The sequence below is a fragment of the Amycolatopsis cihanbeyliensis genome, assembly GCF_006715045.1.
Taxonomy (GTDB): Bacteria; Actinomycetota; Actinomycetes; order Mycobacteriales; family Pseudonocardiaceae; genus Amycolatopsis; species Amycolatopsis cihanbeyliensis.
Genome location: NZ_VFML01000001.1, coordinates 5243922 through 5266626, shown reverse-complemented (window position 1 = coordinate 5266626; position 22705 = coordinate 5243922). Strand labels below are relative to the sequence as shown.

Annotated in this window: 19 protein-coding genes and 1 pseudogene; 14 read left to right on the top strand and 6 right to left on the bottom strand. The window is 65.7% G+C overall.

Annotated elements, in window-relative coordinates:
- The first annotated feature begins 31 nt into the window (after positions 1–31).
- From FB471_RS24120 to FB471_RS35550, 5 genes are all read left to right on the top strand, one after another.
- Positions 32–448 (top strand): TadE/TadG family type IV pilus assembly protein, encoded by a 417-nt coding sequence (locus tag FB471_RS24120; protein WP_142000645.1) that lies wholly within the window; start codon positions 32–34, stop codon positions 446–448.
- Complete coding sequence (locus FB471_RS24115) at positions 445–942, top strand: TadE/TadG family type IV pilus assembly protein (protein WP_246076551.1); 498 nt, start codon at positions 445–447, stop codon at positions 940–942. The genes FB471_RS24120 and FB471_RS24115 overlap by 4 nt, the downstream gene beginning before the upstream one ends.
- The gene (locus FB471_RS24110; RefSeq protein ID WP_142000644.1) at positions 939–1394 is read left to right on the top strand and encodes a TadE/TadG family type IV pilus assembly protein; all 456 of its coding nucleotides are present in this window, start codon (positions 939–941) and stop codon (positions 1392–1394) included. Before FB471_RS24115 ends, FB471_RS24110 begins: the two co-directional genes overlap by 4 nt.
- 52 nt (positions 1395–1446) lie before the next feature.
- On the top strand, positions 1447–1866 hold the full coding sequence (locus tag FB471_RS24105; RefSeq protein WP_142000643.1) for a hypothetical protein: 420 nt from the start codon (positions 1447–1449) through the stop codon (positions 1864–1866).
- A gap of 216 nt (positions 1867–2082) precedes the next feature.
- Complete coding sequence (locus FB471_RS35550; RefSeq protein ID WP_142000642.1) at positions 2083–4935, top strand: AfsR/SARP family transcriptional regulator; 2853 nt, start codon at positions 2083–2085, stop codon at positions 4933–4935.
- 34 nt (positions 4936–4969) lie between these two features.
- On the opposite strand, the gene FB471_RS24095 is transcribed toward FB471_RS35550, so the two are convergent.
- From FB471_RS24095 to FB471_RS24075, 5 genes are all read right to left on the bottom strand, one after another.
- A complete protein-coding gene (locus tag FB471_RS24095) occupies positions 4970–5305 on the bottom strand; it encodes a winged helix-turn-helix transcriptional regulator (RefSeq protein ID WP_170220912.1) in 336 nt (111 codons plus the stop codon).
- 675 nt (positions 5306–5980) lie between these two features.
- Positions 5981–6178 (bottom strand): hypothetical protein, encoded by a 198-nt coding sequence (locus tag FB471_RS24090; RefSeq protein WP_142000640.1) that lies wholly within the window; start codon positions 6176–6178, stop codon positions 5981–5983.
- A gap of 66 nt (positions 6179–6244) precedes the next feature.
- Positions 6245–7201 carry a DUF4365 domain-containing protein gene (locus tag FB471_RS24085; protein WP_142002394.1) on the bottom strand — a complete coding sequence of 319 codons (957 nt, stop codon included), beginning with the start codon at positions 7199–7201 and terminating at the stop codon, positions 6245–6247.
- Entirely contained in the window at positions 7201–8265 is a 1065-nt protein-coding gene (locus FB471_RS24080) for a hypothetical protein (protein WP_246076550.1), read from the bottom strand. Before FB471_RS24080 ends, FB471_RS24085 begins: the two co-directional genes overlap by 1 nt.
- 11 nt (positions 8266–8276) lie before the next feature.
- Positions 8277–9323, bottom strand: coding sequence for a hypothetical protein (locus tag FB471_RS24075; RefSeq protein WP_142000638.1), 1047 nt, complete (start codon positions 9321–9323; stop codon positions 8277–8279).
- A 41-nt stretch (positions 9324–9364) separates the two neighbouring features.
- Between FB471_RS24075 and FB471_RS24070 the strand changes: the two genes are divergently transcribed.
- From FB471_RS24070 to FB471_RS24040, 7 genes are all read left to right on the top strand, one after another.
- Positions 9365–10144 (top strand): hypothetical protein, encoded by a 780-nt coding sequence (locus tag FB471_RS24070; RefSeq protein ID WP_246076549.1) that lies wholly within the window; start codon positions 9365–9367, stop codon positions 10142–10144.
- A complete protein-coding gene (locus FB471_RS24065; protein ID WP_142000636.1) occupies positions 10141–11352 on the top strand; it encodes a helix-turn-helix domain-containing protein in 1212 nt (403 codons plus the stop codon). The genes FB471_RS24070 and FB471_RS24065 overlap by 4 nt, the downstream gene beginning before the upstream one ends.
- 139 nt (positions 11353–11491) lie before the next feature.
- Positions 11492–13384 carry a KAP family P-loop NTPase fold protein gene (locus FB471_RS24060; protein ID WP_142000635.1) on the top strand — a complete coding sequence of 631 codons (1893 nt, stop codon included), beginning with the start codon at positions 11492–11494 and terminating at the stop codon, positions 13382–13384.
- Positions 13384–14166, top strand: coding sequence for a hypothetical protein (locus FB471_RS24055; protein WP_142000634.1), 783 nt, complete (start codon positions 13384–13386; stop codon positions 14164–14166). The genes FB471_RS24060 and FB471_RS24055 overlap by 1 nt, the downstream gene beginning before the upstream one ends.
- Positions 14166–15461 (top strand): adenine nucleotide alpha hydrolase family protein, encoded by a 1296-nt coding sequence (locus tag FB471_RS24050; protein ID WP_142000633.1) that lies wholly within the window; start codon positions 14166–14168, stop codon positions 15459–15461. The genes FB471_RS24055 and FB471_RS24050 overlap by 1 nt, the downstream gene beginning before the upstream one ends.
- Positions 15458–16225, top strand: coding sequence for a TatD family hydrolase (locus FB471_RS24045; RefSeq protein ID WP_142000632.1), 768 nt, complete (start codon positions 15458–15460; stop codon positions 16223–16225). Before FB471_RS24050 ends, FB471_RS24045 begins: the two co-directional genes overlap by 4 nt.
- 792 nt (positions 16226–17017) lie before the next feature.
- Positions 17018–18469, top strand: coding sequence for a beta clamp domain-containing protein (locus tag FB471_RS24040; protein ID WP_142000631.1), 1452 nt, complete (start codon positions 17018–17020; stop codon positions 18467–18469).
- A 1040-nt stretch (positions 18470–19509) separates the two neighbouring features.
- Here FB471_RS24040 and FB471_RS24035 read toward each other — a convergent pair.
- The gene (locus tag FB471_RS24035; RefSeq protein WP_142000630.1) at positions 19510–20409 is read right to left on the bottom strand and encodes a hypothetical protein; all 900 of its coding nucleotides are present in this window, start codon (positions 20407–20409) and stop codon (positions 19510–19512) included.
- A 624-nt stretch (positions 20410–21033) separates the two neighbouring features.
- Here FB471_RS24035 and FB471_RS24030 point away from each other — a divergent pair.
- Positions 21034–21830: pseudogene (locus tag FB471_RS24030) on the top strand (transposase family protein).
- 78 nt (positions 21831–21908) lie between these two features.
- Entirely contained in the window at positions 21909–22685 is a 777-nt protein-coding gene (locus FB471_RS35980; RefSeq protein WP_142000629.1) for a GIY-YIG nuclease family protein, read from the top strand.
- Positions 22686–22705: the final 20 nt, after the last annotated feature.

The window sequence follows — 22705 nt, the reverse complement described above, 5'->3', positions numbered from 1 at the left end:
ATCAACGTGCGCACGCCCATACACGGCACGCATGTGCTCCGCTCTGCGTCGGCTGCGCAACGATCAGCGTGGCGCCGGCACGGTCGAACTCGTCATCGCCACACCCGTGCTGCTTCTGTTGATTCTGCTCATCGCCCAATTCGCCTTGTACATGCACGCCACCCACATCGCCCAAGCCGCCGCATCCGAAGCACTGTCCGCGGCGCGAGTATTCGGTGGCAGCGCCGCAGCAGGAAGCGCCGAAGGGCAACGCATACTCACACAACTGGGAAGCGGCCCGCTACAAGAAAGTTCGGTCAACGTCCAGCGGGGAGGTACCCAAGCCTCGGTCACGATCACGGGAACCACGACCAGCGTGATCCCCTTCATGACGTTCACGGTCCACGCGGAAGCCGTAGGGCCCGTTGAGAAATTCGTCCCGCCGATCGGCACCGGGAACGCACCATGACCGCGGCATCCATGCTCCGCCGGCTGGCGCGCTCCGTGCGCGCCCGACTCGGCGTGTTTCGCCGCGACGAACGTGGTTCCGCGGCGACAGAGCTCACCCTACTCACCCCGCTGCTGATCCTGCTGCTGTTGTTCGTGGTGTTGTGCGGTCGCCTGGCCGAGACGAAGCTGCGGATCGACGACGTGGCCCATCAGGCCGCTCGCGCCGCCACCCTGGCCCGCACACCGTCACAGGCCACCGCGAACGCCCAGTCCACCGCCGACACAGCACTGGCCTCGGCTGGAATCTCCTGCCAGTCGCTGGCCGTCTCCACCGAGACCCAGGGGCTCAAACCCGGCTCGACGGTCACCGTCACAGTCTCCTGCAGCGTCGGACTGAACGACCTGACCATGCTCGGCGTCCCAGGTTCCCGGACGTTCGAATCCAGTTTCTCCTCCCCGGTTGACGTGTGGCGCGGAACCAGCTCGCTCACGCAGGCAGGAGGTACAGGATGACCTGCCCAGCACCGTCGCGCCGCCCGGCGCTGGACCGGCTGCACACCGACCAGGACGGCCGGGTCACCGCGTTCGTCGTCATCATCGTCACCGCGATCCTGCTGTTCGCCGGCCTCGTGCTCGACGGTGGCCTCGCTCTCGCCGCCAAGATCCGCGCCCTGGGCGAAGCCCAGGAAGCCGCTCGGGCCGGCGCCCAGGAGATCGACCTGGCGGCCTATCGCACCGACGGCACCCTGCGCCTGGCGCCATACCAGGCCAGCGCCGCCGCACGTGACTACCTTGCCGCCGCGGGCCGCACCGGCAGCGTGTCCGTAGCCGGCAACACGGTCAACGTGACCGTCACGGTCAGCCAATCAACACAGCTGCTCGACCTGGTTGGCATCGGCTCGATCACTGTCACCGCCAGCGGCCACGCCGAGCCGCAGCGCGGAATCTCCGGAGCGATCCCGTGACCACACTCCGCCGCCCGAACCCGGTGCGGCGCCAACCATGAAGGAGACCACGATGGCCACACCCGACGAGATCGAACGCCGTGTCGAAGACAACGACGCCGCCCGCAGCGCGAAACGAGCCGCCGCAGCGAAGCGGGTCGGCGAACTCGCGCAGCGCCGGGCCGACATCGCCGATCAACTCGCCGACATCGAGCGAGAACTCGGCGATGTCCTCGCCGAATCCACTGATGTGATCGGCAACGACGAACTGGCGAAGTTCACCGACATCCCGCTCGCCGACCTCAACCAATGGCTCGACGGTCGGAAGACCACCCGCACCAAGCGCAAGAAGTCCACAGGTGGCCGTGCCGCCGCGAAGAACAGCCCGAACCACGGATCACCCCCGGCGAAGACACCGACGGTGCCTGAGCCGGCCACGCCTCGATCTGTCGCCACGGACGCGCCCGCGCGTGTTCACGCGGAAGTGACCTGACGTCGCTAGGCCGTTCTGGCCGGGCGGGCACGCATCGAGGCCATCAACCTGTACCGCCAACAAAGTGAGCACGCCGTGACCGCACATCCACACCACACTCGCCGGAAACTGACCCCCAGCACGAACCGCCACGCCGTGCGGGCGGTGGCCAACATGCTCCGGTTCGTCGGTCGAGTCCTGCGCGGCCTGCTCGCCGCCGTCGTCCTGCTCACTCTCGTGGCCGGCCTGCCCTGGGCCCTGGTGCACTTCGTCGGCTGGCCCCTGCCCGACCACGTGCCGAGCTGGGAGGAGATCCAAGCAACACTGCTCAACCCGATGAGCGCGCAGTTCCTGCTCGACAGCTTGGCGGTGCTGTGCTGGATCGTCTGGTTCTTCTTCGCCCTCGACGTGCTGCGCTGCATCGTCGACGCGGTGCGCGGGATCACCTGGCCGCAGGTCCGCCCACCTGGCCCGCTCCACGGGCTCGCCGCGGCGTTGATCGGCACCATCGTGCTGACCCTGCTCGGCAACCGGCCCCCATACACCGCGCCTACCCCCACCACTGCCGCGCTGGCCAGCAATCTCGCGCCGGTCGCCGTGGTCGCGCCGCTGACGCCCGGCCCGGCCGCGTACACGACGACCCAGCACGCGACCGTCACGCACCAGACCACCACCATGGTGATCGACCGAGCAGCGCCGGCCCCAGCTGGCATGGTCCAGGTCACCGAGGAAGTCCGGCTCCCGCACGATGGGATCTACGACAGCCTGTGGCGGGTCGCTGAGCGCATCTACGGCCCCGGTGGCGGCAGCCGCTGGCCGGAACTGTTCCAGCTCAACCGCGGCGTCGAGCAGCCCGACGGCCGGACGCTCACCAACCCCAACCTGGTGCGGCCCGGCTGGAAGATCGCCGCCTACATTCCCGCACCACCCGATCTGCGTCCGCCCGACACACCACAGCAGCCGCCGGTCCCACCGCCTCAGCCGCCACCGACAACCACCGCGCCACCGTCGACCCAGCCCGCGCCCAACACCACACCGGCCCCGGCCCCGGCCCCGGCCGACCACTCCGGTGAGCAGACCAGCAACCAGGCCGAACCAGGGTTGGATCTGCTGACCGGCGCGTTCGTAAGCCTTGGCCTGGCCGGAGTGATCACCGCGGCCGTGATGTCGGCCCGGATATGGCGGCGCCGCCGCTACCGCATCGGCAGCGGTGACCGAGCCGACCTGCACCGCCCGATCGCCCCGGTGGTCCGCTTCCTGCGCACCGCACACGACGACCACGACGACGACCGGCGCTCTGTCGAGAACGTGGAGTTCGTCGACCTCGTGCCCGCGCCGCCGCGGATCCACATCACCACGGCCGGCGACCTCGAACCCGACGACGAACCGACGCCCGTTCCAACGCGAGTCGGCGTGCGCGGTGGCCGCGAACTCGCCGTGAACCTCGCAAGCACCCGAGGACTCGGCCTGGCCGGTCCCGGAGCCACGGCCGCCGCCCGCGCACTCCTGCTCCACCTGCTCGCCGAACAACAGCCAGGGGTCGGCGTGTGCGTGCTCGTCCCCGCCGACGACCTGCACCTCGTCTTCGACAGCGCCGAGGTCGAGAGCCTGCCCTCCACCGTCCGAGTGGTCGAATCCCTCGACGCCGCCCTCAACGAGATGGAGGCGGCGTTGCTCACCCGCACCCGCCACGCCATCGAGGAGACCGGGACCCCGCCGACCGCCACCTCACTCGTGCTGCTCGGCAGCCCGGCGCCGCATGCCGAACGGCGACTGCAGGCCGTGCTCGACAACGGCTCCACCCTGGGACTGGCCGGCATCCTGCTCGGCCAGTGGCGACCCGGCGCGACCGTCCGCGTCCGACACGACGGCACCGTCAGCGCCACCAGCCCCGGCCCCGGCGATGCCCTCGCCGGCGCGCGCCTGTTCACCCTGCCCACCACCGACACCACCGAGCTGCTCGCCGTGCTCCGCGACGCCGAAGGCCCCACCGACCTGCCAGCACCCGACCTCGCACCCGGCGCTGCCGGCGACGAGGAGGCGTCGCGCGCGAACGTCGCCCAGGACGACCATGACCTCACACAGCATCGAGTGCCCGAACAGCGCGCGGTCGAGGAGATGACGCAACTCGAATCGACCCGTCCGCCAGACCCGTACGACAACCAGCCAGCCGCCCCGGCCCCGCTTGCAGGCAGCCCCGACCAGCACGACATCGCTAACGACGATGTGGAGCTCGCCGACAACCGATCATCACGGTCCGACGATCTACCGAGGCCGGCCGACGGTGACCAGGTCGCGCCGCAGCGACCGCTGGCCGTACGCGTGCTGGGGCGCGTCTACCTGGTACTTCATGACGACACCGGTGAGCACGAACTCGGTGGCGTGCTCACACCGAAGCAGCGCGAGGTGTTCGTTTACCTCGCGCTGCACCCGCAAGGCGTCCGCCGCGAGATCCTCAACGAAGCCGTCTGGCCCGACAGCCGGCCACCGCGGCCGTACAACAGCTTCCACAACACGCTCTCGATGCTGCGCCGGGCACTCAGCGACGCCACCGACGGCGCCCTTGACAACCTCGTCCTCAGCGACGATGGCCGCTACCAGCTCAACCACGATTTGGTCGTCGTCGACTTCTGGCAGCTCCAGCACGCCCTTCAGACACCACGCCCGATCAGCGGCGACACTGTCCTGCTGGTGCACGATGCCATCGAGCTCTACCATGGCGATCTCGCCGAAGACCTGGTTGTGCCCTGGATCGAACCGTTCCGTGAGTCTCTCCGTCGCGATGTCCTCGACGCGCTCGGCTCCCTGATCCAGGCACACAGCGACACCGACCCGGAAACGATGCTCACGCTGCTGGAACGCGCCCGCAAGCTCGACTGCTACAACGAAGGCGTCTACCGCGACATCATCCGCGCCCAGGCCCGCCTCGGCCAGTACGCCGCGATCCCACGAACCCTCGCGCTCCTAACCACCACCCTCGACGAAATCGGCCAACACCCCAGTGGCGACACCCTCAACCTCGCCGCCTTCCTCCAACGTCGCGGGAGCACCCAAAGAGACGCCTCGACGGACAACGCCGCAGCCAGCTGAACACGACGTCGACAGCCGCAGCGGCACCTCAGCCTCAATCGGGCTGATCATCGTCCGGCGACGCGCCCTCGTCCGGCGACTTCTGCACACGCTCGATCAGGTCGTGATGCTCTTCCGCCCAGTCGATCAGTGGCCGCGCTCTGGCCAGCAGGTCCCTGGCCGCGGCCGTCAGCGAGTAAACCACTGATCGTGGAAAGGCCCGCTCCTCGAACCGGTCGACCAGGCCAGCAGTCTCCATGCGCCGCAACGTCCGGCCCAACGCACGGCTCTGAATCCGCCGCTCGGTTCCCGTCCACGGGTCGAACGTGGTCATTTCCTGAATCGACTCGTGCAACTCCTTGTAGTGCAGCGGACCCGCACTCAAGGCCACCAGAATGTGTGTAATCCACTCCCCGTTCAGCAGGTGGCGGAGATCTCGCGACCGCTGAAGGTATCTAGCGTCCCCCGTTACCATGTACACGCTCCACGTTCACCCATGGACGCCCCTACACATGCCCCCGCAATGCAGATGAGCCCTGACGTTCGAAATTAAATCGCCTCCGCTCTGGTCAGAGGGTGTACGATTTGGCCGTCATCGGCTGCCTCGGTTGGCTGCTTCGGTTGATCATTACCAAGGTCATCTACGCTACGCCAGCCGGGGTAGCAGGCGCAGCGTAGTTCTACTCAGCCGGAACCAGCATCACCACATTGAGTGACGAACTAGTTGATCAACAACACTTTCAGTAAGCCGTGTAGGGTCTCGCCGCGCGTGTCATGTCGATCTTGCGTGACCTGCGGTTTCTCGGCTGTCTCACGGCGATGTCATCCGAGTTCAGTCTCAGACGGGTGTCATATCCTCGACCAGGAACGCTCGCCGCGACGGCGGAGAATGCGTCTGACCTGCGCTGTCTCAGCTGTGTGCAGCGGAGATGAAGTCGCTGGTGAGAAAGTGAAGTCGGCCGCGAGACTCTACAGCCGCTGTAGGGTCTCACCGCCGATGACATATCGATCACGCCCTGACGTGCGGTTTGCGTTTCGTCTCAGGGTGTATCATCCGGCTCTTGTCTCACTTGCGCGGCATTTCTTCGCGCAGCGATCTCGGTGACTCGCCATAAAGCGCGCGCCGTGCGACAACCTTGGCGCCGTCCTCACGAACCGATGCCGCCACGTCCTGTTCCGCATGCGGCAGTTCGGGGACTGCCGCGACTGGAGAGGTTGGACGCATTTCTTCAACGAACGCCGACACCCAGGCTGGTGACGTCATTTGAATGGGAGCAAACAGATGAAGGGGGAGAATTATGACAACAAATAATTTGCGGACGTACCGACACTACCTTGTCAGCTGTCGCTCACCTTCCATGGCGAACTCGTCCACGACCAGAAACGCCTTGCCCAGCTCGTTTAGCGTCAATTCGAGGCGGTAGTGGTCGACCTCGCCAGCAGTGTTGCTATATGGACGAATACCTCGTGCAATGAGCGCCTGCCTCCAGTCGTCGAAGGACTCGGTGAAGAACTGGTCGCCTTCGTCCCAAATGGAGCACTCGGCTTCGTATTGGTCGTACTCCGCATCGTCATACGTCTCCTCGTGCACGCGGGCGTTGGCCCATGCGAACAGTCTTGGTACGGCTTCGGCGTAGTTCGCCGGTCCGACCCAGAAGCGCCAGGTGACGAGTTCCTCGGGCTCGTTCCCGTCCTCGTGGTCGACCCCGATCGAGACGCTGCCCCGACCGGAGCTCTTGTTGATCCACTCCGCGAAGTCGACGACGAGGCGCGTGCCTGCTGCCAGCATGTCCATCCATGGCTTGGCAAGCCGGAGCTCGCGTAGGCGCAGTTCGTACGGATCGCCCTCGGCGGCATTCCGCAGCGGATCACGGGCATCCTCATCGAGCACTTGTGCTTCTGGCACCAGGAGCTTCCAGCCGCCGGTTGACGTCTCGACCAGCGTCTCCCGGTTGACCAGCTGCCAGTGGCACCGCTTCGTTTCGGGGTGGTACAGCACGACGGCCACCGGAAGGGAGTGGTTCGTCCAGTACTGCACGTGTTCGGCGTCCGGCCGAAACCACCAGCCTCCTGGCGCGGCGTCCTTGAACCAGCTCTTGCCGCCCTTGATCTGTAGGGCCAGTAGTCGGCCGCGGACGTCCTCGCCATCGACCACCTCGGCATGCGCGTCGATGCCGTAGTCCTCGGTGGGCTGGTCGCGGAACAACCAGCCCAGCTCGTCCTCGATGGCCAGCTTGGTATGGGTCACACCGGCGCTGGCGACCTTGGCGGACGGCTTGCGACGCATCACGGGGTCGCCTTTCCACTCTGGGCAGGGCCGGAGACGGTCAGCTGCTTGCACCGGAAGACACCATACTGGTCCTCGATCGCGTGCTCCTCGCCCGGCAACGCCTCGTACAGCTCCGAGATGGCCTCTGCGGTGTCCGCAGCCTTGCAGTGCGCGCCATCGGGTTCGGTGTGGATGAGGTAGGCCATGGGGCATGCGCATGCCGTTCCGAAGGCGTAGAACCTGCCGCGCGTCGCTTCATCCACCAGGACGGTGGGGTAGTACACCACGTGCTTGCCGCAGATCGTCGGTAGCTCGATCATCCCGCCGACAGCCTGACTTGGCGTCAGCTCGGTCGCTGGCCGCCACGGTCGCAGCTCGATGTGCTTCTCGGTCGAGCGGAAGTCTTTCCCGCCGGCGAAGCCCAGGAACGCGTCATCGTCGAGGGGTTGCCTGCTTGGCCACATGATCGGTCCTGCCGGTGGCCAGAGCTGCGGTAAGTCCAGTCCAGTGGACACCTCGACCTGAAGGCTTGGCGTCGTGAACCGTAGGCCATGAAGCACGAGTTGTCCGAGCAAGATGGTCATGGCGTAACCCTGCGGCCGGTCGGGTTCAGGCAGGCCGTTGACGCGTACGGCCAGCGGCGTGGCTCGCACCGACCAGCTACGGACGCCGTTGTACCGACCGATCCAGAACTGGCTGCCCGGAAGGGGCTGCGCCTTGTCCCGCAGGGCGTACAGCGCGTGGTACTCGGAGGCCGGGAGGCCGTAGCCTCCCTTCCGGTCCTCCTCGGAGGACACCAGCATCGCGGTGAGCGCGGTCTTCTGGATCCACGTCGCGACTGCACCCTGATCTTCCGGCGAGATCGCGCCGGGCTCACCCAGGATGAACGGCGTCAGGACCCGTCGGGCAACCCCCTCGAGTTTGCTCATCCAGCCGTTGTTGCAGGTGCCGCAGACCTCCCGCACCTTCTGGCGGAACGGCGGGCGCACACCTAACTCCCGCCCGATGCGGTTGAGCTGCCCCGCACTGTGCGGCACCGGGACCAGGTCCAGCCCGATCTTGCTCAGCCAGCCCCCGAGCACGTGCTCGCCGGTTAGCTTGCCGCTAGAGTCGCAGAAGGCGCAGGTGGGCACTGGGACAGGTTTCCTCTGGATCGGTTGTCAGAAGTCGTTGGGGCTCGTGAACGTCGAGATGTCGGAGGTGGGCGTGCAGGGCTGCACCAGCCGACGCGCCCGCTCCTCCTCGGACATCTCCGGTGTTTCAGGTGGCTCGTACGTCGGATCGGCCCACGCACAGTGCCGGCACACCCCTGCCACCACCTCGTATGAGCCGCACGCCTCGCAACGCCTCGGCAAGCCCGCCAGCCGGAGCCGCGCCGCTGTGTACATGCCGAGCAGGTGCTCGGCGGCCTTGAGCCCGACTCGGCGTCCATCCGCACCGCGTTCTTGGCGTGGGTCAGCCAGTTGACATACTCCCACGTCTCGACCGCCAGCTTCTTCAGGTAGGAACGCAGCCGAGCGGCGGACTCGCCAGCGGCCAGCCTGTTCGCCAGCAGCTCGGTCCAGCCCTTGACGTCGGCGGTTTTCGGCGGGGTCTGGCCGTCCGGCACCAGCTCGCCGTCGCGGGTCTCGCCGACGAAGGAGACCAAGCGCTCCCGGATCCGCACACCTACCGATTGGAACGCCTCGGCCTCGTCGGTGCTGTCGTAGGCCTCGAAGGCCTGTTGCCAGCGCCGCCAGGAGCCCCGCAGCAGTTCGGCCGATTCCGGCGTGACCGGAACCGTGCGCTCCTGGCCGTACTCGATTCGCAGGGCCAGTCCGATGTGGAAGGTCAGCACCACGTCACGACTCTTGAAGTCGGCCTGGTCGTAGAGATTGGTCGGGTTGGTCACGACCCACCAGCGGCTCGCCGTGCCGTGCACATCCCAGATGTCGTGGCGAACCGGACCGACCAGCTCCGACGCGGCCTTCTCCAAGTGGACAACCTCCTCGGCGGCCTGGCTCTCCACGTACGCGCGGACCTCGTCCGCCTCGCGTTTCGCCCCGTGCATCTCGACAGCATCCCTCGTCCGGGTTTCGGTGGTGTGGTCCGCGCGCGACACGCCGAAGCGGTTAAGTCTAGCGCAGAAATTACTGGACATGGTGTAGGTTCAGCGTCGTGAGCGAACAGCGGGATGTTATCGTGGAGCTCGGGGAGGCCGGGGTCCTGGCCGGCGTGCGCTGGGCATACCTCTCGGCGACCGCCCGAACCCTGGAGATCTACTCCGAGGCCGACGGCCTCGATGCCACATGGCTCGGCAGCACCAGATTCACGTACTTCCGCGACCGGTTGGACCGGGTTTTCGCGTGCGAGCGCTTCGCCGTCCGCTCCGGCGATGACGACGCCGACCTCGACCTGCTCTACGCCGAGTTGTCGGAGCACGACATCGAGGCCCTTCCGCGGCTGGACCCCGGCCTGGTCCGACGAGCCAACCTGAACGGTAGTCCAGGCTGGGCCCATGGCCAGCGCCGGTTTCTGCTCGCCTCGTGCGTGTTCGGCAGGCTCGATCAGCTGCCCTGGTCGCAGAAGAGCCCGACAAAGAAGGGGGTAGCCCGCCAACGTGATCCCGAGCCGCCGCAACCATCACTGTTCGAGGGCCTTGCCGACGAGGAGATCGGTGGCCTGGAGGCCGCCCTCACCGCCGCGACCGAGTTGGACATGGACACGTTCGTGGTCGCCCACAGTCTTGACCCGCTCAGCCGACAGGTTGAGTTGGTGCTCGGTCGCCCCCTGTTGAATTCGGGTGGCAGTCAGGCCTGGCGCTGGCGACAGAACCTCCTGGAAACGCCGCCCGCGGATGGCGGACGCCGCCGCGGCGACACACCGTTGCCGACGGGGCCGGGCACCGTGTCGGACGCGCCGGTGCGTTTGCGCCGCCAGTCCGCCGAGCCTCGTGATGATCGTGCTAGTGGTGAGCGGTGAGTTCTCGTACACCAACAACAGATCGGGCAGCTGACGTCGCCGCCCTATTCGACGGAGCCCGTCTCACCCTCGCCCGGCACCTCGCGGGTCTACGCAAGAGCGACCTGGCCGCCAAGGTAGAGAAAAGCCCGACCGCTGTGACCGCCTGGGAGTCCGGGGCCAAGCGGCCAACGGCCGCCACCGTCGCGCAGCTGGCATTGAGCCTGTCGGTCGAGCCGGGGTTCTTCGCGATACGTCCGGATGACGTCGCTGCCCTCAGCACCACGCCGCACTTCCGCTCGCTCCGCTCCACCAGCCAGCTCGCCCGCGACCAGGCCTTCGCCTACGGGCAGCTGGCCGTCGACATCACGACCAGCCTGGAGAAACACGTCGAGTTCCCGGAACCCGACGTGCCGAGCCTGCCGGTGGCGGTCGACGACCACGACAGCGACGGCCCGGAGCGCGCCGCACAGCTTGTCCGACAGCAGTGGGGGGTCGAGGCCGGATCAGCCGGTCACCTCGTCCGACTGCTGGAGAACCACGGCGTGCTGGTGGTCTTCAGCCCGGAGCAGACAGCCTCGGTGGACGCCTATTCCTTCGACAGCCGACTGCGCCCGGTCGTGATACTCAACCCGATCAAGCGCGACTACTACCGCCAGCGCTTCGACGTGGCGCACGAGCTGGGCCACTTGATCATGCACAGCGACGCCGAGCCCGGCGGCCGGATCGTCGAAGACCAGGCCCACCGCTTCGCCGCCGAGCTGTTGATGCCCGCCGACCAGATCCGCGACCTGCTCCCAGCGACCATGGGCGGCAACGTGTGGCCAACCCTGGCCCGCCTGAAGGAACAGTGGGGCGTCAGCATCCAGGCCCTGTTGTACCGCGCCCGCTGGCTCGGACGACTCAGCGACGTGTCCTACCGCAACGCCATGACAACCATTTCCGCCCGTGGCTGGCGACGAAACGAACCCGGCTTGATCAGCGCCATCGAGCAGCCCTCACTGCTCCCACGCGCCGTGGAGCTGCTGGCGCAAGAGGGCATCGACGAGATGCAGCTTGTTGCTCAGTGTCGTGTGCCGGTCGATCTGTTCCGCACCGTAGCGTCGCGCACCCCCGACAGCGACTCACCCGTGTCATCGGACGGGCCGACCATGACGGAGCGCTCGGGTGGCCGCGTGGTGTCGCTTTTGGAGCGTCGCCAAGCAGCGGCGGAGATGGAGAGGCGATGATTCGCCATTTGTGGCCGATGAATTGCCGGAATATGTGCAGAAATATGACAAACTGTAGAAATTCAAACAATCGAGAATCTTCCAAGAAATATTCAGCCTCTTTCATGAATCGTGTTGTGCATTCATCTGGAGTCGTGGTATGACCGCCCGTCACTCTGGCCTGTGGTCCGACGACCCGGCGAGTGTAGACCTGCTGTCCTTCGACGCGGTTGGTCAGACCGTCGCTGACGCGCTGCTCGATGACGCGCTTGATCCGGTGGCGCTCGGCCTGTCCGGCAGCTGGGGCAGCGGCAAGACCACGGTGCTCAACCTTGTCGCCCAGGAACTCGGCCACCGGAAGACGGCCAACCAGAACGTGTTGGTCATCCAGACCGACCCCTGGCGCTACGACCCGTCAACCGGCGCTAAGGAAAGCCTCATCGCTGACGTGCTGGATGCACTTGCCGCCGAAGTCGCCAGCTCGGCGACGAAGACCGACGAAGCAAAGAACCTGTTGGTCCGCCTGGGCAAGCGGATCGACTGGGCCAAGGCCATCAAGCTGGCGGCCACGTCATCGCTGTTCTTGCAGATTCCCGACTTCGACAAGCTCGTCGAGCTGGTGAAGCCCAAGAAGGACGACAAGGAGTCGGTTCGCGGCTTGGAGGAATTCAGAGACGAGTTTGCCGAACTCCTCGGCTCCGACGATCTCAAGCACATCCGGGCTGTCGCCGTCCTGGTGGACGACCTCGACCGCTGCCTGCCCGAGACAGTCGTGCAGAGCCTGGAGGCGATGCGTCTTTTCCTGGCCGTGCCGAAGATGTCGTTCGTGATCGCCGCCGACGAAGAGCGGGTAGCGGACGCCATCCGCACGCGATTCAAGGCCACAGGCCGACCCGATGAAAGCGACGACGAACAGCACGACCCGGCCACGCTCTATCTGCACAAGATCGTGCAGACCACCATCCCGCTTCCGGCTCTGAGCCACTTCGACACGCAGGCCTACCTGCTACTTCTCCAGATGCAGGCCGCGGCCAAGCCCGAGCAGTTCACCACGCTTATCGAGCGCTGCGCCCAGATCCGCCGAGACGGCGGCAGCATCGACGACATCGGAAAGATCGACGGGCTCGCCATGGATGACGAGCTGGCCTTTGCCAGCCGTCTGACGCCGTTGCTCTACGAGAAGTTGCGGGGCAACCCTCGCTACATCAAGCGCTTCCTCAACGACCTCCATGTCCGCCAGTCCGTGGCCTCGCGACGAGGTATCAACCTCGATCCCGCCGTGGTCGCCAAGCTCATGACTATCGAAGCCCTCATGAAGCCCGAGTTCAAGCTGCTGCTGGACTGGTTCGCCAAGGGCCAGATGCGGGACCACCTGGGGAACCTGGAGGACGAGGCTGGCCGACCAGCGCAGCCGGACACGGCTGTCGCCGAAGACCGGGCGGAGTCCGATGGTGCAAGCGAAGCTGCATCGCGACCGCGGGATGCTGCGTCCCCCCGTCGCTCGCGGACGGCAACCCCAGCCACTTCGGGCCAGTTCTCGCAGGCCATGGTGCGCTGGGCCAAGTTAGCGCCGCCGCTGCGCGGGCTCGACCTATCGCCTTACCTGACCCTGGCGGCGAGCTTCGCCGGCATCACCTTGATCGACGACAGCCTGCCCGAACGGCTGCGCGACATCGCGGCCAACCTACTTTCGGAATCGCGACGCGCGCAAGCATCGGTGACCGATGCCGAGCTGGATGAGCTGGGCGACGGCGACGCCACCGACCTGCTGCGGCACATCGGACGGACCATCCGTGACCAGCCCGCCAAGCAGAAGGCTGGCGTCAACGCCATTCTGCGTATCGCCCGGCGTCGGCCGGGTGTGGTGACGACGGCCCGGGATGCCCTCCTGATGTTGCCGCCCAATGAAATCACCATCGCGACACCGATACAGTTCAAGACCAGCGACCCCGCAGCCATCCGAAGTGTCCTCACGACTTGGAAGGAAAAGCTGTCGGACGGCCAGGTCAAGCGGTCCGTCGAAAGCGCGCTGGGGAACCGGGAAACCACCTGATGGGCACCAGCGGCGCCTACTCCGGCAGCGGCGGAAAGGACGGCAAGGTGGTTCGCGATCGCGTCGCGGACTACCTGGATGGCCTGTCGAGTGCTGACGGGGCAGGCTCCGACGGCCAGCGGCCACCACTCGATCCGGCTGCGCTCCAGCGGATCATCAACCTTATCCGTCCTCGCCTGTCAAGCGGCGGGGCCGGTGACGGTCCCAGCGGCGGAGGCGGCGGTGCGTCTGGTGACGGGACCGGTTCACGTGGTGGCGGTGGCCCGCAGCGAACGGCCGCCGGCTCTGCCCGCACAGCAGGACGCGCGGCGGCAGCGGCATACGCCTACAGCGCCGGTGACGCGACGACCTTGCAACGTCTGGGCCTGGACTACAATGAACTGCGCAGCCTCGGGGACGACATCGAAGTGGTGCGCCGCATCGTCGAGATGGCCTGCAGCACGTCGGACAGCAGCATCGAAGACCACGAACAGCGGTTCGTGGCCGCCGAGGTTGCCGAGTGGGTGATGGAGCAGGGACGGGACGGTTACCGGCTGACTCCGGAGGAGATGGTTCGTCAGACCATCGCCGTCATCATCGCCGAGACGTTGCTCGTCGAGACTGGCGATCTGGTCAACAGTCATGACTTGGCCGACGTTGCCGAGAGCGACATTCGCGATGCCGCAGAAGCGATTGCCGCTCAGGCCGACCTGTCAGTGGACGGTGCCACCGAGGACGAGATTGGTCGAGCTGTCGAGGCCGGTCTCGAACGAATCCGCGGCATCGTGGGAGGTGGCAACTGATGTCGCACTTCACATTGCGCTTGGCCGCAGCCGAGGAGGTTCCGGCGGACGAGGCTGCCTCTTCCTTCTACTGGTTGGGTGGCCAGCGTTCATCCTTCACGCCCGGCATCGGCCCCGACCTGGAGCAGCTTGGTCTGGTCCGGCCGCTCAATGTCGATGCGGTCCGGATCGCCCTGACGGTGCTTGCGGCCGACCGGTCGGTGCTTCGACGCGGCGGCGGGTCCGACTGGAATAAGCGCCAGATCGACCTCAGGGTCCCGGTCTCCGATGCGACCGCCTGGAACGGTGTCGCCGAGGAGCTGGCGCGGACACTTGGCTTCCTCAGCGGCGACATATGGGGCTTGTCGTTCACGCAGCAGGAGCACGCCTCGAAGGAGGTATCGCCAGCTGAGAAAGCGGTCGTGCCCAAGCGCGTCGTCCTGCTGAGCGGCGGTGCCGACTCGGCGATCGGCGGTCTGTACTCCCGCTCGTTGCTTGAGGCCGGTGAGCGCCACGTGCTGCTCTCCCACTTCACGAATACAATGCTCGCGCCCATCCAGCGCCATATCGCAGCTGAGATCGAACGGCTGGTTCCCGGCCTCAGCCAGGAGCATGTGGTGGCGCACCTGGGACGTCGCAGCGAGCGGATAGACGGCACGCCGTACCCAAACGAACCGACCACGCGGTCACGGTCTTTCCTGTTCCTGACGCTTGGGCTTGCGGTAGCCTCGGTCCACCAGGTGCCGCTGTGGATACCGGAGAACGGCTTCGCGTCCATCAACCCGCCGCTCGGCCCGGAACGCCTCGGCAGCCTGTCGACACGCACCACACATCCGAAGTTTCTGCGGGACCTGGCTGACGTGCTGACCAAGGCTGGCGCCCACGCCGTCATCGAGAACCCCTTCGCGCGTACCACGAAGGGCGAGATGTACCAACAGGTTGTGGATCTTGTCGGCTCGGCAGAGGGGTCCGCCTTCCTGAGCGCTACTCATTCGTGTGCACTGAGCGGGCAGTGGACGCAGGGCATTTCGAGCGAGCGGCCCTGTGGCGTGTGCTTCGGGTGTGTCCTGAGGCGCGCCTCTTTCACGGCATCGGGCGTGCGTGATGTCACCGACTACATCGCGCCGAGCGCTGATCCTCACGTGCAGAAATGGCTGGACTCCAAGTCGGTCGAGCAGCAGGTTCGCAACTTCATCCGGACGGGCGTGCGGATGAGGGATCTCGCGACGCTGAGCTTGCCGACCGACTACCCGCTGCGGGATGCGTACGGCCTCTGCCACCGCGGGGTTCAAGAGCTACGGAGTCTCTACCCATGAGACGCCTGCCATCGATCGACATGCATGCCCATATCGAGCCGGACATCTCGCCCGGCGATCTGTTGGAGCTGGGCGCGCTGGTGTTTGCGGCAACGCGTTCGTTGGACGAGGCCGAGCAGGCGCTCAAGCGCTCCGACTCGTGGACAGTCTGGGGCGTGGGCTGCCACCCCGGCCTTGTCGGCGTCCAGAAGGCCTTCGATGCCGACCAGTTCGCGGACCTCGTCACCAGCACGTCGTACGTCAGCGAGGTCGGCCTTGACGGCAAGTCCCGCGTTCCGATGCACAGGCAGCAGGAAACCCTGGACGCCGTTCTGGCGACGCTCGAAGCGACACCGCGCATCACGAGTATTCACAGTTACGCGGCGACCGGTGCCGTCTTGGAGTGCCTGGCGGCCCGTCCAATCTGCGGCGCCGTGCTTCACTGGTGGCTCGGTGACCAGAAGCAGACCGACCGAGCGGTTGAACTCGGCTGCTTCTTCTCGGTCAACGCCTCGATGCTGCGGCGACCTGATCTGTTGGCAAGTCTGCCGCTCGACCGGGCATTCCCCGAGACCGATCATCCGTTCGGTGACAAGTCGGGCGGGCAGGGGCGCCGGCCGGGCAACGTCGAGGACGTTGAGCGAGCCCTTGCCCAGGTTCATGGACTTGACCAGCAGCGAGTCCGTCAGCACACGTGGCGCAACCTTGCGGAGCTGGTGCGCACCACAAAGTGCGGGGCCCTGCTGCCCCGATCGGTGCGGGTTGCGCTTGCGGCGTCGGTGTAGCGCACTCGATACGGCTCCTGCGAGGGAAATGACGCTTCTTGGCAAGCGGTTCGGGGACAGGGCTTCAGCCACTACTTGAGTCGGGATGAATCTCGCGATTCTGTCGTATACGACATCCACGCGACATCGCACGTGAGATTACGACATCAGCCGTGAGACCCTATAAAGCCGTCCGCAGTGTCCCGGCAACCTGCGGAACAGCGGTCCGATCCAGTTGCCTGTTAGATCGGAAGCCCTTCGACCTCGCGAAGCACCTGGTCAAGCCAGCCGCAAGCCCTACCGATGCCGCGCCCGACTCAATCATCCTTCGATAATATCAAAATACATAACCGCGCCCAAAACAAATCCGCCATGGGGGTAGTTGTTGCATATTTCCATTTGGCTTTCGAAAATATAATTCAAGTCGATGGTTGCTTTCCTGTATCCCATGCGCTGACGTTGACGCATCGGGCACCGGGACATTCGTGGCGCGGACTGCTGCGGCCATCGATTGCCCTGCTGGCGTGGTCAGCTTGACACCCGCGTAGCGCACGATCGGTGACCGTATGGCGCTCGTTCTCCTGCCTCGGCCGACGAAGCCGAGCTGCTTGATCCGGGATTTCCGCGTAGGAGATGACCAAGTGTCGTTGACGATCATGGGTTACCCTTGATTCCCTCTCGCTAAAACTGTATGTCGCTTTCATACGCCTCGAGTAGTCATGAGTGGTGTAATCCCTGTCGTTCGAACGCAGACCTTGATTCCGGAGCCTCAGTGAGTGTATGCTAGTATCATACATATACTAGGAGGTAGCTATGCCGATCGAAGTGAGCGCAGACACGCTCGACTACTTGTTGACCGAGGGCAAGCGGGCCGACCACATGGTCGACGCACTGGTCGAGATGGGTGAGCCTGGACTGCGGGTGTACGCGAGTGAGCTGGTGGACGCGCTGCGTCACCTGGACAAGGTCGGGATCACACAGAAAGGGAGGGTGCTGGCGCATCCCATGTGTGTGCATGTCGCGCTGAACGAGGGCGCGGTGATGGTCCGGCGTAGTGATCTGCGGGTGCAGGCCGCTGTGCGCTTGCGTGATGCGGGGTCGGATGCGGACGCACCGGCAGTGACGGTCGACTTCGCCGGACTGCGCGCTGTGATGACCGACCTGGCCAAGGAGCGCAAGCGCGCGGAATTGGCAGGGCTGGTCATCACGATCCAGCCTGCGGCGACCGGCGCACGGGTCACGGTGCCTGATCAGGAACGGACCACGTTGCCCTCGCCGGTCCAGGCGCGCGACTACTTCGGTGCGGTCGGCACCACGGAGATCGCTACCCGCATGGTGCAGATGTCTACGCGGGACTGGGTGGCGGGTATGACGCACGCGCTCACAGCGGCCTACGACGATGTCACGTTGCCCACGATCGAAGGTGTCGCGATCGAGCACGAGCGGGACCGGGTGCGGTTTGTGGGTACCGATCGGCACCGTCTGGCGACATCCGGATGGATACCCGCCACCGTGGACGAGGGTGATCTTCCAGGGATGATCCGGATCGGGTACCAGCACGCACGAGCTATGCTGGCCAGGATCAAAGCGACGAAAGCCCCGGTGGTGACCATCGGCCGCAACGTGTCGGGCGCGCTGCTGGTGAATGCCGGGCATCTCACGGTGATGGTGCAGGAACCGCGCGGCATGAACGGTGTGAGCTACGTGGACAACTGGACCAGGTTCACCGATCCCGCACCGGATGCCGACGGCTACGGGGAGCCGATCGTGTTCGAACCGGCTCCGATACTGGAGTGGCTGGAGAAAGCCGCCCAGTGGGCTAGCGAGATCGAGCAAGAAGCGCGGGACACGCGGTGCCGTCTCGTGCGGGAACTGCGCGAAGCAGGGCACACCGCGCGTCACGCCGAGCGGGAAGCCGACCAGGACCCGACCGTCAAGCGGCTGGACACCACCGCTCGGGAGGCGCGCCAGGTCGACCTGCGAGTGTGGGGGACGCAGCTAGTGGTCCGGACCGTCGCCGGCGAGTGGCTGGGCGACCTCGACCTTGCCGACGGGGCCGAGGGTGAACGGTGGCTGGATCTGCGAGTGCGCGCCTCCTACCTGGCCGACGGACTGGCGAGCTTCCCCACCAGCCACACGATCCGGCTGACCGGGCGCAGCGTGCCCGATCCGTCCACCGCACCGTGGATGATCACCGATTCCGGGGTGGCGCCGGAGGCGCAGGACCGGCCCCGGTATCTTCTGGCACCCGTCATCCTGCGCTGACCCCTGACGCACTTCGGGACAGCTACCACCATCGGCCTGCCTGGCAAGCGCGACGACGCGCAATGATCGCCATACTTGCTCCGCCCGGTGCGTGTACGACAATGGCGCACATGACAGACGACGATGCCGACCAGATACCTGAGTCGGGCAGTGTGGTTGGCCTCCCGAGGATCCGGGGTGGATGGATCGCCGTACCCGACCTGGCCCTGGTGATCAACCGCGATAAACGTTGGATCTACACATACACGAAGCGGCGGGAACGATCGGACGATCCGATCCCTACCGCTCGCACCCGAGCGAACACCACCTTCCTCCCACTGCGCGCAACACTAGCCTGGTGCCAACGTAGAGGGGTCGAGCCAGACTGGTCACGACTGCCCGACTCCGAGCCTCACTAATCCGGACACGGCAGAGACGACGATCTCGGGCAGGCTCAGGACACCAGCCAAGCGGAGTCTCAGCTTGCAGGCCTGTGTCCTGGACTGCACCGTAGCCTCCGAATTCAACGTGGGCGACGCTCAGCGTAGAGTTTACGGGTATCCGTTGGCACAACAGCCTCCAACCGGCACCGCCCGGCCAGTGCGTTGGGACCGTATGCTCCTCGCCCGTACCACAACATGAGTTGACAGGACCCAGGCTTTCCCGGAGTCACCCACACTAGCCACAAGACCGGGCGTGACTCTGAGCGACCATCTCCAACTCCTCGGAAGCACTATTTCAGGAGGGACGACGGGCGTAACCTTGACGATTGACGACATGATGAACTACATGGCAGCGCCGACAACCGGTCACGTGCTGGCTTCCGTCGATGCATCGACTCAGCGTTTGCGAACACGGGCGTGTACCAGGCAGCGAAGTACGGCTCGTGCGTCGGCCCGGCGCCGTCGGTCCGGGTGGAACAGAGCCACGGCAACGGCTGTTCCAATATAGATTGTCATGAGCGCAATGACCACAGCGAGGCCGCTGCCGATGAAGCTGACCGTCGCCACGGAGAGGGTGTGCGAGGTTGACACAGGTTCTCCCGTCCCGGAATGCAATGGTCAGCGGACCGCGCCGTAGCGCAGCGACAACGTCGATTGACCGAGCCTGATCGTCCAGCCACGTCGCCCCTTGGTGGCAGTGGCTCCGGGAACGCCAATGCGAGGCTCGGTCAAGCAGGCGACGACGTCCGTCGGCCGAGGATGCTTGAGCCACCGGAGTTCCCAGTCTGCGCCCGACCCCCACAAGTACATCAACTCGTCGTGGCGGTAGCCAGCGGGCTCGGGTCGGCGCAGCGGGTCTTGCCACCATTGCCCCACCGCCCATCGCTTCTGCGGGTCACGCGCATTCAGGCGTGAGACCAGCGCGGCCAAGAGCACCCGGACTCCCGTTGTCATGGGCGGGATGGCGTCGAGCGCCGCCTGCTCAGCCGGATCGAGGGGTGTGTCTGGCCCCGCGTAGTCCTGCAAGGTTCGTCGCCCGCGCCGGAAACCTTGTCGTTGGATCTCGGTTTCAGTAAGGAAGTTGACCCGATTGGCGAGCGTCATCCGTGCGCCCGTGGGCAGGTGGACGATGTGATAGGTGTGATAATCGTGCGCGGCGACCATCCGCAGGCCGGGCATGCCGTGCCGGATGAGGGTACGTGGAGCCATAAGGCGTCCGAGGGCATTCTCGACCGCGGGTGGGATGATGAACAGTAGGCGATCATACCGTGGTGAGACGGTCATGCTGTACGCCAGGAAGGTATGGGCACTGTAGACATGACTGGGGCCGACGTTCGGGCCGCGCAGGTGGGCATTGAACAGGTGTAACGCCAGCAGGGCTCGAAGTCGTTGCTGACTGGGTGTGCAGCGGTCCAGCCCTAGATCGCGTCGGCCAGCCCCAGCTTCTGCCGTGGGCTTTTCCTCACCAGTGAACAACCTGCGGGCGTCCCGAAGCTTGCGGCGCGGAGTGGAAGGCATTCGTGATCCATTTCTGCGGCCCGGCCCGCTGATGGTCACGTCTGCACAAGTTACACCGTGTGATTGCGTGAAGCGGGTGCCCCACACCCTCGGCGTCGTCAGCGGAGGCACCGGGACCTCGGACGCTCGACGCCATTGCGAACCCTTCACGCAGGCCGCATCTCCCGTGGAAGACGCTAGCTAGCTTAGCACAGTCGACCACAACAGAGGAGAGCAGCGAATCCACGTTGGTCCCGGCCACCTGGCCAGGGTTGTCGGCGCTTACCGTGGGATGACTCGGACACGGCTTCGGCGAGGGATCAGCGTGTTCGGCCCAGCCGACGCTGGCTCCGTGACAGCGCCGCAGCAGATCCCGGTCACGCCGGCCGGGTCAGCGCAGGCGGTCGATGACATTCGGGTTGGCTGCAACGTTGCTAGGAGCCGATCGACGCCAAAGACACTAACCCGGACAGGAGACCCCTGTACCAGGTTTTCCCAGGTTCAGGGTCGACTCGCCACTGAGCCTTTGCCAACCTGTTGGACGGGCAGGTCAGCGCGGGTGCGGCGTGGCGTGTCCTCGAATGGGTGAGGCTCCTGGTAGACGGGTGGTTGCTGAGACCAAACCGTCCAACCAGGAGCTTCACGTTGCTTTCCTACCCGTCTGGGATGACCATGTCCAGCCGCGGGCTCAACGTGCTCGCTGACATGTTGCGCGGTCACCGCGCCGAACGCGGGACCCGGCGGCGCAAGCTGCCCGCCGGCCGCCAGGCCCTGCTGGTGGTCGCCCATCTGCGCAAGAACGACACCTACGCCGAGTTGGCCTGCGGGTTCGGGGTCGGCACCTCCACGGTCTACCGCTACATCCGCGAGGGTCTCGACCTGCTCGCCGCGAAGGCGCCCACGCTGGAGCAGGCGATCGAGGTCGCGAAACGAAAGGCGTTCGTGATCCTCGACGGCACGCTGCTACGCATCGACCGGGTCCGCATGGCATCGGGTTACGACCGCGCCTTCTATAGCGGCAAGCACAAGTGCCACGGGCTGAACGTGCAGCTCATCGCTGACCCGATCGGCAGGCTGGTGTGGATCTCCCCGACGTTGCCCGGCGCGCGCCACGACATGGGCGCTGCCCGCGACCACGGCATCATCGAGGCCCTGACCGAGCATCAGATCCCCGCAGCAGCCGCCACCGCCTACCACGGGGCGGGTCCGACCGTCGCGGCCCACAAAGCGCCGGCGCAAGGACCCCGACACCGGCAAGGTTCCGGAAGCTGTCGCAGAACCAGAAGGACGTGAACACCGCCCATGCCCGCCGCCGCGGGCCCGGCGAGCGGGCCAACGCCGAGCTGAAGAACTGGCGAGTCCTGCGGAAGATCCGCTCCAGCCCCAACACCGCCGACAAGCTCATCGCCGCAGTTCAGACCCTCATGATCGCCAGCGCATGATCAGGTTGGCAAAGGCTCAGTGTCTCCGGCAGACGTGAGCGTTGAGACGCGGCGAGCTTCGCTGATCTTGAGCCATAAATGACTCTGGCACCGAGTGAACGGTGGGCGCGTAGTTACGTCACGACTACGCCGAGCCTACCTGGTCGCCGTCGGCTCTGGCACCGAGCATCGTCAGCCTGTAGCCATCCGCCAGTGTCGGTACGGGTTGGTACCGTCCGGATCGTGCCACGACCACCTCGACGACGACGGGCCAAGCCGCGATTGGCGAAGGGCTCGGACGGCTACTTGTACGTCCTGCAGTTCGACAACGGTGTGATCAAGGCGGGTTGTACAGCCGACGTCCCGCGCCGCGGCGACGACCACTCCCGAGATGCGGCTCGGTACGACTTGACGGTGGTCAATCGGTGGAGTTCAGAGCGGATTCGAGACGTACGACGCTGGGAGCAGCATCTGCTCGCGGTGTTGGGGGAGATAGGATCTAGGACATCCGCTGGCCGAGAGTACTTCCGGGATATCCCCTTCAGCGTCGCGCTGCATCAGGCGGTCAACGTTCGACAACTACCCCGAGAGCGGTGCTGTTGTGGTTCCTGTGTTGACCCTATGAACGTGCGCATGGACGTGCAGGTGGTCGGTGAGCCGTCCATGGGCGATGGGGTGATTGGCGAGGTTGAGGTCGATCTCAGGCTCAGTTGTGGAGCGGTCATCCGCGGCTACTTTTGCGATGGAGACCTCGGGCCGGATGGTACGTACCCGCTGAGGGCAGGAGTTGGGTTCTACGCTGAGCTCGTTCCTGCGTCCCTGGCGCACCAACCGTGGGAAGTCCATGTTATGTCGGTCGAGACGACGCCGAGCTGAGCGCCAAGCGTTGCCTCGCC

Coding starts and splice junctions, on each gene's coding strand:
- FB471_RS24045 (WP_142000632.1), top strand. CDS start 15,458: ATGAGACGCCTGCCATCGATCGACATGCATGCCCATATCGAGCCGGAC.
- FB471_RS35980 (WP_142000629.1), top strand. CDS start 21,909: ATGACTCTGGCACCGAGTGAACGGTGGGCGCGTAGTTACGTCACGACT.
- FB471_RS24085 (WP_142002394.1), bottom strand. CDS start 7,201: ATGCGTCGCAAGCCGTCCGCCAAGGTCGCCAGCGCCGGTGTGACCCAT.
- FB471_RS24035 (WP_142000630.1), bottom strand. CDS start 20,409: ATGCCTTCCACTCCGCGCCGCAAGCTTCGGGACGCCCGCAGGTTGTTC.
- FB471_RS24090 (WP_142000640.1), bottom strand. CDS start 6,178: ATGACGTCACCAGCCTGGGTGTCGGCGTTCGTTGAAGAAATGCGTCCA.
- FB471_RS24040 (WP_142000631.1), top strand. CDS start 17,018: ATGCCGATCGAAGTGAGCGCAGACACGCTCGACTACTTGTTGACCGAG.
- FB471_RS24050 (WP_142000633.1), top strand. CDS start 14,166: ATGTCGCACTTCACATTGCGCTTGGCCGCAGCCGAGGAGGTTCCGGCG.
- FB471_RS24115 (WP_246076551.1), top strand. CDS start 445: ATGACCGCGGCATCCATGCTCCGCCGGCTGGCGCGCTCCGTGCGCGCC.
- FB471_RS24120 (WP_142000645.1), top strand. CDS start 32: ATGTGCTCCGCTCTGCGTCGGCTGCGCAACGATCAGCGTGGCGCCGGC.
- FB471_RS24105 (WP_142000643.1), top strand. CDS start 1,447: ATGGCCACACCCGACGAGATCGAACGCCGTGTCGAAGACAACGACGCC.
- FB471_RS24110 (WP_142000644.1), top strand. CDS start 939: ATGACCTGCCCAGCACCGTCGCGCCGCCCGGCGCTGGACCGGCTGCAC.
- FB471_RS24075 (WP_142000638.1), bottom strand. CDS start 9,323: ATGTCCAGTAATTTCTGCGCTAGACTTAACCGCTTCGGCGTGTCGCGC.
- FB471_RS24055 (WP_142000634.1), top strand. CDS start 13,384: ATGGGCACCAGCGGCGCCTACTCCGGCAGCGGCGGAAAGGACGGCAAG.
- FB471_RS24060 (WP_142000635.1), top strand. CDS start 11,492: ATGACCGCCCGTCACTCTGGCCTGTGGTCCGACGACCCGGCGAGTGTA.